The organism is Aquimarina rhabdastrellae, assembly GCA_947387485.1.
GTDB lineage: Bacteria > Bacteroidota > Bacteroidia > Flavobacteriales > Flavobacteriaceae > Aquimarina.
The window spans coordinates 639,353-655,417 of sequence record CANDNT010000001.1 but is presented as its reverse complement, the minus strand read 5'-3'; the positions used below and the strand labels follow the sequence as shown (position 1 = coordinate 655,417).

At 30.5% G+C, this 16,065-nt stretch carries 13 protein-coding genes; 8 read left to right on the top strand and 5 right to left on the bottom strand.

Translation table 11 applies throughout. The features are described 5' to 3' along the window. Positions 1 to 4: 4 nt before the first annotated feature. Entirely contained in the window at positions 5 to 1,261 is a 1,257-nt protein-coding gene (locus ACYEKI_RS02945; RefSeq protein WP_459209665.1) for a dihydroorotase, read from the bottom strand. Then, the gene (locus ACYEKI_RS02940) at positions 1,258 to 3,168 is read right to left on the bottom strand and encodes a BatA domain-containing protein (RefSeq protein WP_459209664.1); all 1,911 of its coding nucleotides are present in this window, start codon (positions 3,166 to 3,168) and stop codon (positions 1,258 to 1,260) included. Before ACYEKI_RS02940 ends, ACYEKI_RS02945 begins: the two co-directional genes overlap by 4 nt. Positions 3,169 to 3,373: 205 nt before the next feature. Between ACYEKI_RS02940 and ACYEKI_RS02935 the strand changes: the two genes are divergently transcribed. The 5 genes from ACYEKI_RS02935 (at position 3,374) to ACYEKI_RS02915 (ending at position 10,271) form a co-directional block, all read left to right on the top strand. Next, on the top strand, positions 3,374 to 4,768 hold the full coding sequence (locus tag ACYEKI_RS02935; protein ID WP_459209663.1) for a leucine-rich repeat domain-containing protein: 1,395 nt from the start codon (positions 3,374 to 3,376) through the stop codon (positions 4,766 to 4,768). A gap of 86 nt (positions 4,769 to 4,854) precedes the next feature. Continuing rightward, entirely contained in the window at positions 4,855 to 6,414 is a 1,560-nt protein-coding gene (locus ACYEKI_RS02930) for an NAD(P)/FAD-dependent oxidoreductase (RefSeq protein ID WP_459209662.1), read from the top strand. Between the two features lie 206 nt (positions 6,415 to 6,620). Then, positions 6,621 to 7,301 (top strand): hypothetical protein, encoded by a 681-nt coding sequence (locus ACYEKI_RS02925; RefSeq protein WP_459209661.1) that lies wholly within the window; start codon positions 6,621 to 6,623, stop codon positions 7,299 to 7,301. A 114-nt stretch (positions 7,302 to 7,415) separates the two neighbouring features. Next, positions 7,416 to 7,937 carry a ClbS/DfsB family four-helix bundle protein gene (locus tag ACYEKI_RS02920; protein WP_459209660.1) on the top strand — a complete coding sequence of 174 codons (522 nt, stop codon included), beginning with the start codon at positions 7,416 to 7,418 and terminating at the stop codon, positions 7,935 to 7,937. Positions 7,938 to 8,111: 174 nt separating this feature from the next. Next, complete coding sequence (locus ACYEKI_RS02915; RefSeq protein ID WP_459209659.1) at positions 8,112 to 10,271, top strand: DUF748 domain-containing protein; 2,160 nt, start codon at positions 8,112 to 8,114, stop codon at positions 10,269 to 10,271. A 254-nt stretch (positions 10,272 to 10,525) separates the two neighbouring features. Here ACYEKI_RS02915 and ACYEKI_RS02910 read toward each other — a convergent pair whose 3' ends face one another. From ACYEKI_RS02910 to ACYEKI_RS02900, 3 genes are read right to left on the bottom strand one after another with little or no spacing between them, the layout of a single operon-like run. After that, on the bottom strand, positions 10,526 to 11,443 hold the full coding sequence (locus tag ACYEKI_RS02910; protein ID WP_459209658.1) for a pyridoxamine 5'-phosphate oxidase family protein: 918 nt from the start codon (positions 11,441 to 11,443) through the stop codon (positions 10,526 to 10,528). Positions 11,444 to 11,481: 38 nt separating this feature from the next. Continuing rightward, positions 11,482 to 11,847: a DsrE family protein gene (locus tag ACYEKI_RS02905; RefSeq protein WP_459209657.1), complete on the bottom strand. Its 366-nt coding sequence runs from the start codon at positions 11,845 to 11,847 to the stop codon at positions 11,482 to 11,484. A 54-nt stretch (positions 11,848 to 11,901) separates the two neighbouring features. Then, complete coding sequence (locus ACYEKI_RS02900) at positions 11,902 to 12,462, bottom strand: TetR/AcrR family transcriptional regulator (protein WP_459209656.1); 561 nt, start codon at positions 12,460 to 12,462, stop codon at positions 11,902 to 11,904. Positions 12,463 to 12,713: 251 nt separating this feature from the next. On the opposite strand from ACYEKI_RS02900, the gene ACYEKI_RS02895 reads away from it, so the two are divergent. From ACYEKI_RS02895 to ACYEKI_RS02885, 3 genes are all read left to right on the top strand, one after another. Further along, positions 12,714 to 14,840, top strand: coding sequence for a T9SS type A sorting domain-containing protein (locus ACYEKI_RS02895; protein WP_459209655.1), 2,127 nt, complete (start codon positions 12,714 to 12,716; stop codon positions 14,838 to 14,840). A gap of 161 nt (positions 14,841 to 15,001) precedes the next feature. Then, entirely contained in the window at positions 15,002 to 15,496 is a 495-nt protein-coding gene (locus ACYEKI_RS02890) for a hypothetical protein (protein ID WP_459209654.1), read from the top strand. A gap of 69 nt (positions 15,497 to 15,565) precedes the next feature. Then, the gene (locus ACYEKI_RS02885; protein WP_459209653.1) at positions 15,566 to 15,982 is read left to right on the top strand and encodes a hypothetical protein; all 417 of its coding nucleotides are present in this window, start codon (positions 15,566 to 15,568) and stop codon (positions 15,980 to 15,982) included. Positions 15,983 to 16,065 lie beyond the last annotated feature (83 nt).

Genomic DNA, 16,065 nt, shown 5'->3' with positions numbered 1-16,065 from the left:
AATATTATGATTTTAAAATTAATTGTTGATTTGCATAAACGCCATAAACATGACCTTTGACTTTTTGATCGATAAAAGCAGAATTCTTTGAAGTAGACAAGATATCATTTGTTGTAAATGTGGTGTTACCTTGTGTATTAAATAAAGTTAAATCTGCGATAGCTCCTTCAGTAATAATAGCATTGTCAATGCCAAAAATAGATTTCCCAGCAGTTAATGCACGAACTAAGGTATCAGTATCTAAAAGCGTAGCACAAATACCATAAGTACTTTCTAGACCTATAGTACCATATGCAGCATTATCAAATTCTACTTTTTTATGTTCAATATCCATAGGACGATGATCGCTAGTGATCATATCTATAGTGCCATCATTAACACCTGCGATAAGTGCAGTTACATCATTTTGTGTACGTAAAGGAGGTTGTACTTTATAATTGGTATCAAACTCTTGTAATAAAGTATCTGTAAGAGCTAGATGATGTACCGCAACACTGCAACTTACTTGTAAACCTTTAGCTTTGGCTTCACGTATCAAAGCAACAGATTTTGCTGTAGAAATTGTAGGAACATGTAATTTTCCTCCCGTATATTCAAGAATATATAAGTCACGAGCAATTTGTAATTCTTCTGCTAGAGCAGGAATACCTTTTAACCCTAATAATGTACTTTGTTCTTCTTCGTTAACAATACCTTTTCCTGCAATTTGATTATCTTGAGGATAAGACTGTACTAATCCGTCAAAATTTTGAGCATATAATAAGGCTAACTTTAATAGATTAGGATTGTTAATTGATTTTTTATAATCACCAAAAGCAATAGCACCCTGTTGTTGCATATCATATAGTTCGGCTAGATCTATACCTTTTGACTGCATAGTTAATGCTCCAATAGGATGTAACTCGGTAGCGTTACCCCAAGCTTTATTTTTTAAGAAACTTAAAGTTGTGCTACTATCAATTATAGGATTGCTATTAGGTTGTACAGCAATATGAGTGAAACCACTTTTTGCAGCTACAACTAAAGCATTAGCTACAGTTTCGCGCTCTTCATATCCAGGCTCTCCAATACAAACACTAGAATCAAACCAACCAGAAGAAACATGTAAATCTTCAACTTCAACTATTTGTGTAGTGTCGTCGACAGTAAGTGATTGACCAATTTGTTTGATGATACCTTTTTCAATATAGATATCTACAATTTGTTTGTGATAAGGCGACTTAGAGTCGACTATAGTAGCAGCTTTTAAGAGCACTTTCATTTTAAGTGTTTTAACAATAAAATTTCGATCAATAAAAATCCTAGCGCAAAAATAACAAACCATTTCCAAAGTTCTTGCAAAGAATTGTCTTCTTGTATTTGGTCAAACAAGGAAGTTACATTTTCGTGCACGGTATAATTTGCAGTATCTTCAAGTGAATGGTAATTCAATTTGCTCTCTGATGTATTATAGTTATAACTTACATACTGTAAGATATCTTCTTTATTCTGTACAGCATAAATTCCGGCTTTGGCAGGAGTTTCGTTTGTAGTGATGCGTACTTTTGAAGCATAAGTTTGCTGTAACGGAATCACTTGTTCCTCTGTAGTAACTAATGATAAAATTTCGTCTTGTTGTAACTGTGTATTGATGTCATATTGATTAGGTACACCAATTTGATATGCTATTTGAGGAAGTTGTAGACTTTGTCTAGCAATATTATATACTGTGGGAACTATAAGAGGTGCATTGATAAAGTTTGAATTTTCACTACTTAAAGCCGCAGTAAAAACAAAAAGATTATTGTATTGATATAAGAAAGGGCGACTATCTTCATAACTAAGAATAGCGTTAGTTACCGATGTTGTATAATACTGGTTAACCTTTGGATATTGAAAATTAGTTATTTTTTTATCAAAAACACCTTGATATAGCGGATGATTGAAAGCTATAGTTGTAATCTTTTTTTCTTGATTTTGAATTCTTTGTAAAGAAGGAATAAGTTGTTGATACGAACTTAGGCTTCCGTTGATAGCAGGAACAAAACACACAATACCACCAGAATTCATAAACGTTTGTAAAGTGTTTATAAGAGAAACAGGAAGTTGTGCTATTTCGTTAAGAAAAACAACATTAACTTCGGCAATATCATTATAATTTAATTGTTTTAAACTGGTAGTTTTTAATTCAAATTCATTTTCAGTACAAATACGTTTGATAAAATCATCTGCAACCTCATTAATTGCCAAAACTTTGATTTTTTCGGGAGTGTTCATGGTGAAATAACGAGTGTTGTCAAAAGTAATATTAGGATCAGAAATAGTAAGTTTTCCTAAAATCTCTGTATTCTTTGGTAAAATAAATTCGGTAGTAGCCTGTCTGTTTTGAGCTATGGTAATACCTGTTTTTGCAATGAGATTATCTTTGTTATATAAAGCCAAGGAAACATTATCTACAGCTTGATCCCCTGTACTTAATTGTGCATTTAATAGCAGTTCATTTGCTTCGTTTTTTGAAAGAAATAAAGTATCAATAGCAATATTTTGAGTAGTTTCAGCTTGTAATTGAATAAGATCCACTTGAGTATTTTCAGGAGATACAAACTGTATAGTTTCTCCTTTTTGTTGAAAATCCGAAATTAAAATAATGCGTTTCAATTGTGCTTTAGAATCAGTTAAAAGTGTTTTGGCTTTAAGAAATGCAGCATCATATGACAATTGATTTGCACTGTATGAAAGATCTAATAAGTCATTTTGAATATCTTTGATATAGGTATTTTTAAAACTTAAATCATTAGTAAATAATGAAACTTCTTCTTCTTCAGGAATAGCACTAATTAATTCTTGGATGCTACGTTGTAATAACGGGCCACGAGCACCTTTAGCTTCCATACTAAACGAATTGTCTAGATAAATCACGGTATCCTGAGTTTGAACAGCGCTATTTTTTGAAGTAAAAAAGGGTTGTGCAAAAGCAAGAACTATAGCAGCAAAAGCTAAAAGACGAGCTAATAAAGTAAGCCATTTTTTGATTTGCGAACTTTTACGAGTTTGAATTTCTACTTGTTTTAAGAATTGAACATTGGTAAAAAGTACTTTCTTAAAGCGACGTAATTGAAATAAATGAACAAGAATAGGGATTATTAAAGCAAATAATGCGTAAAGAAATTCTGGGTGTTTAAACTGCATTCCTATAATTTGTTTGTCAAAGATACACAAGATAAGGATTGTATATCAAAGAGCAGCATAAAAAAATAGCAGATTTTTATGCAAAATAAATAAGGCATTGATTGGGTGAGGATTGCCATAACCAACGCTCAAAAATGAAACAGACTCGATTGTTAATTACTAGAAAAAAAATATCTTTATAAAACGAATCCAATCAAAAGAAGCAATGAATCAAAACCGTATAAAACTTCAACAATATATAACAGCTAGTGTCAAGCGATTAGAAAAAAGTCCTAATCGATGGATTAAAGAACATCCAGAAATAATAACACGACTACAAGCTATAGCTATTGATGAAACTCTAGGAAGTCTTAAAGCTGTATTAGAAAAAAGTTATGAGAGAATAACCGAAGAAGAAGAAATTATCGGGACGTTTGCTTTTTGTTGGGATGATCATTCTTTTGATCAAGCTTGGATGTATTTAGATTCGGGTACAACTTATGAGGAGTGGTTAGATCCTGATTTAGGTGAATATGAAATTGATGGAACAGTATTGGTAAATCTTATTTTTGAAGATATTCCTAATTGGCAAGATGAACTACGAGGCGAATTGTATTTGTTTCAACGATTATTTATTGGATTTGTAGAAATAGCAGTAATAGAATTATTAGATAGTTCAATATTTAAAACCATTAAAAAGGATGATACGTTCTTGATGGTTAGTAATTATTGGCATGATACAGAATATTCACTCTTTTATGCAACCCAAGAAGAAGATGAAGAATGTACCCTATGTGTAGAATGGGAATTAGAAAATGTGCAGGTATTTAAAGATTTTTCAACGCTAGCTAGCGGAAGAGTAATTCTTTTTGGAGAGTCATATGCTGTAAATACTAAGTTTATAAGAGGAGGAAGACAAGGTTGGGGAAGTATTCCTGAAGAAATACAAGAGCTAAAGGCTGTTGAAGATATTGAATTGCAAAAGGAATGTATATCTGAGATACCAGTAGCATTATATGAATTACCACAATTACAAAAACTTAATTTAAGTAGTAATCGAATTACGACAATTAGTGCAGCTATTCAAAAATTAAAACAATTAAAGCGTTTAGACCTATCTAACAATAAAATAACTCAACTACCAGAAGAAATAGCGGAACTAACATCATTAGAACAATTAAGTCTTGAGTATAATCAATTGATCGAAATTCCGAATATATCGACATTATACAAATTGACTAGTATAAGTTTGAGTAATAACAAACTACAAGATATACCAGTATTACCATCCAGTACAACATGGCTTAATCTTAATGCTAATGAATTGACAGTATTACCAACAACTATAACAGCATTACAAAACCTAAAAACATTGGTGCTATCTGATAATAAATTTGAGGTATTTCCAGAAGAAATATTAGCGCTTAAAAATATAGAGAACATAGAAATAGGAGGAAATAAGATTAAAGATATTCCTAAAGCATTATTAACGTTACCTAATTTTAAAGAGTTACGTATATATCCTAATGCTTTTAGTGTAGAGGAACGTGAAGCATTGAGAGCAACGTTTAAAGAAAAAATATTTGTAGGATATGATACAGATCCAAAATCATTTATGTAAAGTATAAAATTAGCCCAACCTACATAAAAAACAAATAGAAGTAATATCGTATCTTCGCGCCACCGAAAGAACAAAAAAGGAACGTTTTGCCATACGAATTTACAATACAAGTTTCGCCAGAAATAGCAGCTACACCAGAAAAACTAAAGAGACATATAGCAAGAAAAAATGGGATTCCGTTTAACGAAATAACCCATGTTCAAATTGTTAAACGCTCTATAGATGCAAGGCAAAAAGCAATTAAAATTAATCTGAAAGTTGCAGTTTATGTAAATGAAGAATATGTAGACGAAACTATTACCTTACCAGAATATCCAGAGGTGAGTAACGCTCCAGAAATAGCCATTATAGGAGCAGGACCAGCGGGATTATTTGCAGCATTGCGTTGTGTAGAATTAGGATATAAACCTATAGTATTAGAACGCGGAAAAGATGTACAGGCTAGACGTAGAGATTTAAAAGCCATCAATAGAGATCATATAGTAAACGAAAATTCTAATTATTGTTTTGGTGAAGGAGGAGCAGGAACATATAGTGATGGTAAACTCTATACACGATCCAAAAAAAGAGGAGATGTTAATAGAATTCTTAAGTTATTAGTTGGATTTGGAGCAACGTCCAAGATTATGGTAGATGCTCATCCACATATAGGTACCAATAAATTACCAGCTATTATAGCTGCGATTAGAGAAAAGATTATCGCTCATGGCGGAAAAGTACTATTTGAAACCAAAGTTGTCGATTTTAAAATTCAAGATGGAGCTGTAAATGGAGTAGTACTTGAAGGAGGAGATACCTTAGAAGTAAAAAATGTTATTTTGGCAACAGGGCATTCTGCACGAGATATTTTTGAATTGTTATATCGTAAAGAAATAGAGATAGAAGCCAAAGCTTTTGCGTTAGGAGTGCGAGTTGAACACAGTCAGCAGTTGATAGATCAAATACAATATAAATGTGAAGATAGAGGTCCCTATTTGCCACCATCTCCATATAGTATAGTAAAACAAGTAGGCGGTAGAGGAATGTATTCATTTTGTATGTGCCCAGGAGGTGTGATTGCCCCATGTGCAACAAGTCCTGGAGAAGTAGTAACCAATGGATGGTCACCATCAAAACGAGATCAGCCTACTTCTAATAGTGGAATTGTAGTAGAATTAAGATTAGAAGATTTTAAAGAGTTTGCAGCATATGGGCCATTGGCAGGAATGCATTTTCAAAAACAAATAGAACAAACTGCATTTAAAGTTGGTGGAGAAACACAACGTGTTCCTGCACAACGTTTGGTAGATATGACACAAGGAAAAATATCTACAAACTTACCAGAAACTTCTTATAAACCAGGATTAACTTCAAGTGATATGGGAACGGTGTTTCCTAAGTTTATACATAAAACATTACAAGAAGGATTTAAAATGTTTGATCAGCGTATGCGTGGATATTTGACTAATGAAGCCGTAGTACATGCACCAGAATCAAGAACATCTTCGCCAGTACGTATTCCTAGAGATTATAAAACACTAGAGCATACCCAGATCAAAGGATTGTATCCATGCGGAGAAGGAGCGGGATATGCAGGAGGAATAATATCGGCAGCTATTGATGGAGAAAAATGTATAGAAGCTTGTATTGCCAATTTTGATAATTAATAGAAAATAAACTATACGATAAAGGCTATTTTAGAAATTCTAGAATAGCCTTTTTTTATGACTGGTTATCTAAATGAAATATGATGAAATATTTTTTTTAAGAAACATCTTATACTTTAGTCAACAGAATAAAACATAGTACTCTTAAGGCGCCAAAAGATACTCTTGTTATAGAACACTAATCTAATTTCTTAAAAATCAAACAAATGAAAACTATTAAATTATTAGGGGCGTATCTGTTATTAAGTATGAGTGTAATCTTAACAACTTCATGTGAAAAAGAAGCTATAGAAGCACCAATTCAAAATGAAATTGTAAAAGAAGATATAGCAGTACAAGGTAAATCTATCTTACATAAACGATATGATGCAAATTTATCGTATGAGCAAGCCAAAACTTTGTGGAATAAAGATATAAATACTTTTAAAGCTAAAAATATAACTAGAGCAAGTGTGGATAAAATATTTTACACTATAGGAACAAAAACTGGTACAGGAATAGATGATGAAACTACTGGAGAGGTTGAAATTAAAGTATATTTTAATACTAATGGAGGAGTATATGATACAGGATATGTATCGTTAAATAGAGAAGACTATAACGATAGACAAGGAGGATGGGATTTTTATTTAATGATATATGAACATGAACTGAATACATTAAGTTCTATAGGATTACGATCTTCAAGAATAAAGCTTAAAGGAACTGATGGATGGAGATTAGAAAAGCTTAATATAGAAATTGATGGTGATTATCAAAATGTTGTTGGGGAAGGTCAGTCAAGATTATATCAACGAATTTTTAAGTCATTAGATAACCTTAATGATAATGAATGGGATATACATTATACTGGTGTAATGTCTAATACAGGAAATGTAACATTCTAAGTCAGTATATCAAAAACATAAAAAGCAGAAATAAACTTAATTTATTTCTGCTTTTTGGTTTATCGTTACTTGTAAATAATGTATTTTTAACTAAAGATCAATATTTAATAAAGAGTGGCAGTACCTAAAACCAAAGAAGAATTATTAGCAGCTATAAAAAACGACTATCATAAATTGGTTGTTGATTTAAAGCGGATACCAGAAGAAGTAACATCTATCCAATCGCTAGAAGGGCATGCAAAAGGAACGCAAATGAGTATTTGTAACTTGGTGAGTTATTTGATAGGCTGGAGTGAATTGGTTTTAAAATGGGATAAATTAAAAAAAGAAGGAGTTGAGGTTGATTTCCCTGAAACAGGATATAAATGGAATGAGTTAGGTAAACTAGCACAACATTTCTATACGACTTATGATGATACATATCCCAAATTGTTAGCACAGTTAGAAAACACAGTAGAACGTATTTTATTATTAATAGAAGAACATACTCAAGAAGAGTTATATGAAACTCCATGGTATGATAAATGGAGTAAAGGCAAAATGATTCAACTCAATACTTCTTCACCATATAAAAATGCACGAGCAAGAGTGCGTAAATGGATTAAATTAAATAAAGATCACTATACCTTTCTGTAAATAGTAATTAAACCGTTAGAATAAATAAAACTAAAATCGACTCTATTTTTTGAATAAGTGTTATCTATATTTTCGAAAATATTGGCTAGAAAAAATCATAATTATAAAATCATAATCCGATATTCAATTTAGTTTAAACTGTATATTTGTAAACTAATTTCAATTGAATATGTTATGAGATTACCCTCAAAAAAAACAAGAAATATTACCATTATTATATTGGGTATCATCATAGTTATATTAATACTATTACCAATAGTAGTTAAAAAGTATGTAGTTAATAACAGCAAAGAATTACTAGGTAGAACAATAGCTATTAATACATTAAAATATAACTACTTTACAAGTACTGCCAAAGTTTATGATTTTAAAATGCTTGAAGGTAACGATACAGATACTTTTGTGTCGTTTGATACGTTGGAGGTAAATTTAGCACCGCTACAATTACTAAATAATACCGTAGTGGTCGAAGAGTTTGATCTAAAGGGATTAAAAGCAACTATCATAAAAAAAGATTCCCTATTTAATTTTGATAGCCTTATAAACTTCTTTGCAACTAACGATACGATTGAAACTGAAACAAAAACAGATCCTTTTAAATACGATATATCAGCATTAAGATTAAAAAATGCTAATGTACATTTTTTAGATAAAGATATAGAGGAAACCATTAAACTAGATAATATTTCGTTTAGTATTCCTAATATACGATGGGATCAAAAAGAAAAAAGTGATGCAAAAATAGCATTTGATACAGGTGACGGACATATTGAATCTGAGTTGAAAATAGATCCTATAACAAGTAATTATAGAGCCAAGATAACGGCTCAAAATATAGACTTAAAACCATTTTATAAATACGTTCTCGAATATGCCGAAATAAATAGTTTAGAAGGTAAACTAGATGCGACAATCAATATTGATGGAGAAACGAATGCAAGTACCTCTGTTATTCCTTTAATAAACGGAATTGCTAAAGTTCAAAACTTTAAAATGACTGATACAAGTGATAAAACATTTTTGGCAGCTAATACGATAACAACTGGTATAGAAAAAATAGATTATGCTAATAGCAATTATGTAATAAATGATATAGTACTTGATGGTGCATATACCTTCTTTCAATTGAATGAATCAAGCAATAACTTTTTCAAAATTTTTAAAGTAGAAGAAACAACAGAAGTAGAACAGGTTCAAAAAGATAGTATCACTACTATTCAATATACGATCAACCACTTAAAAGTTGAAAATAGTGTATTGGATTATACAGATAATTTAACAGGAAAACCATTTAATTATCATTTAAGTGATATTGTAATTGATACAGATAATATCTCAAGCAAAATGGATAAAATCAACCTAAATGCTACAATGACGCTAAACAATAGAGGGAACCTTGTGGCAAAATTAGGGGTTAATCCTAATGATTACACCAGAGATTTTAATCTTGATATCGCTGTTGAGAATTTTCTACTTCCAGATCTTAATATTTATACCAACTATTATATGGGGCATAACCTTATAGAAGGTAATATGTATTATTACTCAACCACAAAAATTGTTGATGGGGCACTTGAAGTAGAGAATAAATTAAAAGTAAAGAATGCTGAACTTAAGAATACGCGTAAAGGACTTTACCATCTTCCTTTAAAATTTGCTTTCTTTTTATTGACCGATAAAGACGGTGAAATCAATATGGATATTCCAGTAAGGGGAAATCTAAATGATCCACAAATAAAAGTAGGTAAAATTGTATGGAAAGCTTTTAGCAATTTAATAGTAAAGACGGTTTCTAAACCTATTAAATTATTAGGAAACCTAATAGGAGGTGACCCTAAAGATTTAGAAGAAATTAAGTTTAGTTATGTAGATGCTATCCCCACACCAAAACATTATAAGCAACTGGATAAACTTATAAAACTAGAAAATAAGAAGCCAGGGTTATCAATCAACCTTAAATATTATGTTGATGAAGATTTGCAAAAAGAAGCTTTAGCTAGAGCTAAAATGGGAGAACAGTTTTTTAAGGAATATCAGAAGGATTACGAGAAAAACTTAGCATTATTTGAAACATTTGTGAATACAAAAATAGGAAGTGATTCTTTGACAGTTACACAAGCATCATTAGCGTTAGTAGGAAGATCTTATGTAGATTCTGTTTCTACAAATTATAATAAAGAACGTATAAAATATATTTCGGAATATTTGTTAAAGCAAAGTGATGCTACAAAAATCAAAATAGAAACAATAACTAATAATGATCCAAAACATCTAGGAAGTAAACCTAGACTTCAAATCGAGTATGGTTTATCTAAAGATGATCCACAAGATTAGAAATTTTAGAAAATCGGTTAGCCATGGAATTTATTAATAGCAAAGTCACTTCGACTCTACTCAATGACCGATAAGTCAAAATGTAAAATACTAAATCTAAAAATTTAAAATAAGAGATTTATTAACAGATGAGTAAAATTCGTCACTTCGACTCAGTTCAGTGACAGATAGTAATCAAATTAATTCAAAAATCGATAGTCGTTTTACTATGTTCATTAGTTCAATGCATAGTTTTAATAAATGTATATTTTTAATTATGGATTAAAAGGGGAATAGCTGATGAAATTCCAATCAACAGTGTGATGATTTTTGGTTTCTATCCATTTATGAACCTTAAAATACCAAAATCTACCTGTTCCTGTTGATTTATCTAGTTCTTCATGACTATTTTGATCAAAAACCATTGAGACTTCACCAGTTAATTGAAGTGTACTTTTGTTTTTAAAGTCGATAAATAATAATCCACCCTTTGGATTTTCGGTTAAATTACCTAAAGTATTATATAAATTATTGCCTTGATAATCAGGGATACTTAAGATATCGTCTTGATCTATTTCAACAAAGCCTTTAGGACCACCTCTATGAGAAGCATCTAGCTTATTATCCAAACCAGCACTTCCTACAAACATAGTATCGGCATTTTGTATCCACTCTTTTTGCGAAGCAGTAAGTTTTGTACCAAAACTTTGTGAGGAATGTAACTCATTAGTTATTTCAGATTTTTCAACTCCTCGTTGCTGAATATATTTAGGACAATTAGGATAAGATTCGGTAACATTTACGGTGATTTTTTCTTTTTCTTGTAATACATCACCATTAATTCTAATTCTTCTTCTAGTAGCTAGTTCTATAAATAAGGTACCAATTTTAGGCACTTTTTTAATATTTGTATAAAATATATCATTAGTAACGCTACGTATTTGAGATATATCAAAATAGATTTCTTTTGGATGAACAACTTTGGTAAAACCAAAATCACCTATTAATAAAGAAATCCAAACATTTCCTTGAGGATCCAAACTACTAACAACAGCAATTGTTTGCCTCTCAATAAAAGGAATAGCTCCTTTAATGATCTGGTTTGATATCATCTTACTAATATTTTGAGCTACATCTATGACTCCTAATTGCTTTTGAATTTCTAGTTCACCATTATTAAAAACTGTTCCCATAATTTAATGTATAAGTTTGATATATCTCAATGAGCGATTTAAAAAATTATGATCTGAAACCCTTGTTTCTGTAAGTTTAAAAAGCTAGGAACTCCGGGAATGTTAGGGATTTTATTATCACCTAATAAATCAAAACCAGAAGGATCGGCTCCCCACACTTTTGCACAAGCATCAGAAACTCCTGCGACAACATCTCTTACTTCGTTAAAAAGTTTATAAGCAGGATGAGTCTCATCTTTTAAAACCTCAGGCCATCTAGTTCCTGTTCCTTGAAATATTATTTTAACTTCTTTACCAGCATTTTTGTATTCATAAGCTGTGGTGAGTGAATTGAATAATCTTCCTAAAGATTCTTCTGCTCCTGCTTTTGGATCTGATAATACTACGATTGCTAATTTTTCCATTTCTAATTATTTTATTTAATTACAGAACGTTTGGTAAAATACTTAAGCAAATTTTTACCTAAGATATTCTTGTTCAATATTTTTTAAGGTATTTTCAAAAATTGAGATATCTCTCATGATTTTAGTAACCACAAGACTACCTTGAATTTCAACTAATGCCTGTAATGCTTTTTTTTGCGCGATGTCTTCCTGTAGGCCAAAAGCTAATCCAAGCTCACTAAAAACCGCTATCCATTTATTCATACCTTGCATGATTTGTTTTTCAAATAATTCTAATCCAGATTCCATAGACAGTGCACGAAAAATACAGGAATTGTGCCCTTTATCGTATAAAGTTTTAATCTGAAATAAGCCATTTTTTAGTCGATTAGAAGGTGTTAGATTTTCATCTAAAAGTGTATTAAAGACATTTTCTTCTACCCAATTACCTAAATGATTCAATACAGCATTAGCCATTTCTTGTTTTCCGTTAGGGAATCTATGATACAGACTAGCTTTTTTTAAACCAGTAGCCTCTGATAGCTCTTTTAAGCTAGCTCCTTCATATCCTTTAGAGCGAAAGACTTTGGTTAAACCTTCTAGAATTTCTTTGTCTAATACTTTTTGTGGTCTCATAGTATAAAAGTATAAAAAGTTTTTTAATTACCAAACGTTTGGTAAAATACTAATGTTGTAAATCTAAAATGTAAAACGCTAAATGTAAAAGTAAAATTAGTTGTTGAGTGAAAAAAATAAATCAAAAGTCGCTATTTTGAATTTATTATCAAATAATTAGAAACAATAAGATTGATCTCATTGTGATCTGCTTTATTGTTTTTAAAACGATATCGTATTATTTTTAAAGGTTATTTTTTAAAACAATTACAATGAAAGAGAAAATTATAATATTAGCGAATATAAAAATCAGAAAAATATTAATCTTGTTTTTCTTGTTTTTCTATAATATGATTTTAGGACAATTTCCATTGTCTGATATAGTTTTACCTAATTCTTTTGAAATATTTGAACACCAAAACGATTTATATCTATTTGGTGGTAGAGGTAGTATTATTAGTAGTCCTACAACAGAATTTAAACTAATAAAATCTGAAGATAATGGGGAAACATGGTCTATTGTCGTGCTTAATGATGGCACTTTAACAAACAAAAGTAATTTTACCATTTTTAATGGTGTTTTTTATAATGTTGGAGGTGTTTTATCAATGGGAGGAAGTAGCCGTGTATCTTATTCAATTGATAATGGAATAAGTTGGAATCATTACAATGCGCCATTTCCTGGAAGAAGCAGAGGTGAACTCTTAGTGCATAACAATAAACTCTATATGATTGGAGGTGAGAATAATGGTAATACTTCTCATAATGATGTCTGGTCTAGTGTAGATGGATTAAATTGGACGCTAGTTACAAATGAGTTATCAACAGATTTTCCTCATTTCTTTTTACCTCAAGTAGTTTCTATTAATGGGAAACTAATTCTTACAGGTGGTACAGATGATGAATTTGGAGTTGAAGTAAACAAAAATGGAATTTATATTTCTGATGATGATGGGGCTACATGGCAAAAAAATATTTTTCCGTATGATGTTAATTTAAGATTTAGCAGAAATCATTTTGTAGTGAATGACAGGTTATGGTTAACTACGAGCATAAAACCTTATCAAGATGTAGTAGATGGAACAACTTTAAAGAGAAGAGAAAAAAGATTAATATCTACTTTGGATGGTATAAATTGGAAAGTAGAATCAGAATTAGATCATCTGTTTATTAACATGCCTACTAGTAATAATATAATTGTTAGATCTGACAATTCAATTTTGGGGATTTACAAAAAGAATACAGGAGGTGGAGATAAAGTATATTTTAATATATCAAATTTTGAAGTTCCAACTATTAAAAGCATTTTTAAAAGAGTTACTAATACAGCAGAAATCATAACTCCCTTTGTTATTTCACATAATGACCCTTCATTTTCAGGGAATTTTTCTTATTGTATTGCCAGTTCAAATGAGTTAATAGTTCCATCTTCAAATATAGAAATCAAAAATAATGAATTAAAAATAACTTCGACAAACAAAGTAGGAGAAACAAAAATTAATATAGAAATATCAGATGGTAATGAGATAGAAGAAGTAGCATTTTGGTTTTATAATTATCCTGAAGAAGATGTTTTTTTTAGTAAAATAAAAAACTACAGATATGATTTGGGCGAAAGTACATCTAGTATCCGTATGGATAAAGATTTTTTAGATAACTATAATGTAAATAATAATACATACAGTTTTACATCTACAAATTCAAGTTTTATTAATCCATCTGAAATGTCTGTTTTTAACTTCTCTTTATTTGAACTGGTAGATTTAGGAGGAAGTTTTTCTACTAATGTGTCAGGGGAGAGTGAAATCAGTATTTCGATAACCGATGGAAACTCATCTTATACTGATACTTTTTGGATAAAAGTAGGTACAGACGAAGCTCCTATAGCTAACGGAAATTTAGCTGATTTTAATTTTCATACAAATCCATTTAATTACCAGTTACCTAGTAATGCCTTTACTGAACCCGAAGGGCAAGAAATTACCTATAGCTCAGATAATTTACCTTGTGGGCTACATATTAATCCTTTAACTGGTGAAATAACAGGTACTATTGAATTTCAAGATAATTTCTCAATAAATATTATAGCTACTGACCGTTATGAAAATAGAGCGATACATCAACTTAATATACTAACTAATAGTTTATCATTAGTTAATAATGATTTTGAAAAAGGGGGATTAATATATCCCAATCCAAGTACTAACCAATTCTATCTTAAATCAAAAAGTAGAATTCGTTTAGCCAAAATATATAATCTACATGGTAAATTAATAGAAAAAATAGAGGTTAATTCAACATTCTTTTTGAAGAAACATAATCTAAATTCTGGAATGTATTTATTGAAAATTTATTTAGAAGATAACTCTGAGTATGTAAAGAAAATAATAATTAATTGATTTGTGTTGCATTTAGATTAAAATTATGGGTATCAATTCGGTTTGTTAATATTTAATAGTTTGTATGTTTTTTGTTGATGTTCTATAAGTTTAAAATAATCAATATAACATTTTCCATAATAAATATGGTATCTTTCTAGTCTAAAGAAAATCAAAACTAAATGATCAAACAACTAATCGTAGTAATCACATTCCTTATAAGCGGAATGACCTATGGACAAAATCAATATAGTGATAACATTACCAAGCAAGGGAATGAGTTGTGTAAAGCAATGGTAACGCAAGATTATGAAACCTTAGCAAAATATACCTATCCGCGTATTGTAGAAATGATGGGAGGAAAAAAGCAAATGATAGCAACTGTAGCAGGAGGGATGCAACAATTAAAAAGTCAGGGAATACAATTTAAAGAAGTCAGTATAGGTGAACCAGAAAAGATATATACTGCAGGAAAAGAAATACACTGTTTAGTACCACAAACAATTATAAGTGATGTACAAGGGACAGAAGATAAAAGAACTACGTATTTATTGGCGATTTCAAAAAATAAAGGGAAACGATGGTATTTTGTAGATGCTACCAATCTGGATAATACCAATGTGAAGAATTTATTACCAGAGTTTAATGATGATATGAAATTACCCAAAAAACAGTAATCTTAACATAAAGAAAACATATTTTTGACAAGTATTAATTAATTTTAAGCATAAATTAAAACTTAATTCATGTTACGTAAAAAATTGATAGTTTTTGGAGCAGCAATCGCTATGTTAGCTTCATGTCAGTCAGAAAATGATTTAGTAGTAAACGAGACAGCAGCACAATTAACAAAAACAACTCAAAAGAGTAGTGCACGTTACGAAGCTCAAATCAATATCGTTGACGATTATGGAAACCCTGTAGGTTCTCACGATTTAAGCCAATTCTATGCTCAAAACCTTGACACAGGAAGATATTACTATCCAGACAATCCATACAGAGAGTATGTGGATATCATCGAAGATTTACCAGAAGGTACGTATTTATTTGGTGTAATGGATGGTTATTTTGATGGAGCATCAAGTACAATCGTTGAGGTGAACAGCGCTGCCGAAAACGAAGACGGTTTTGTAGAAGTAAACCTAGTATATTGGTCTGAATAATACGATATATATATTACTTAAAAGAATATCCAATAGTTACATTGCAATTGTTGGATATTTTTTTGTTTAAAAATTAATCATTT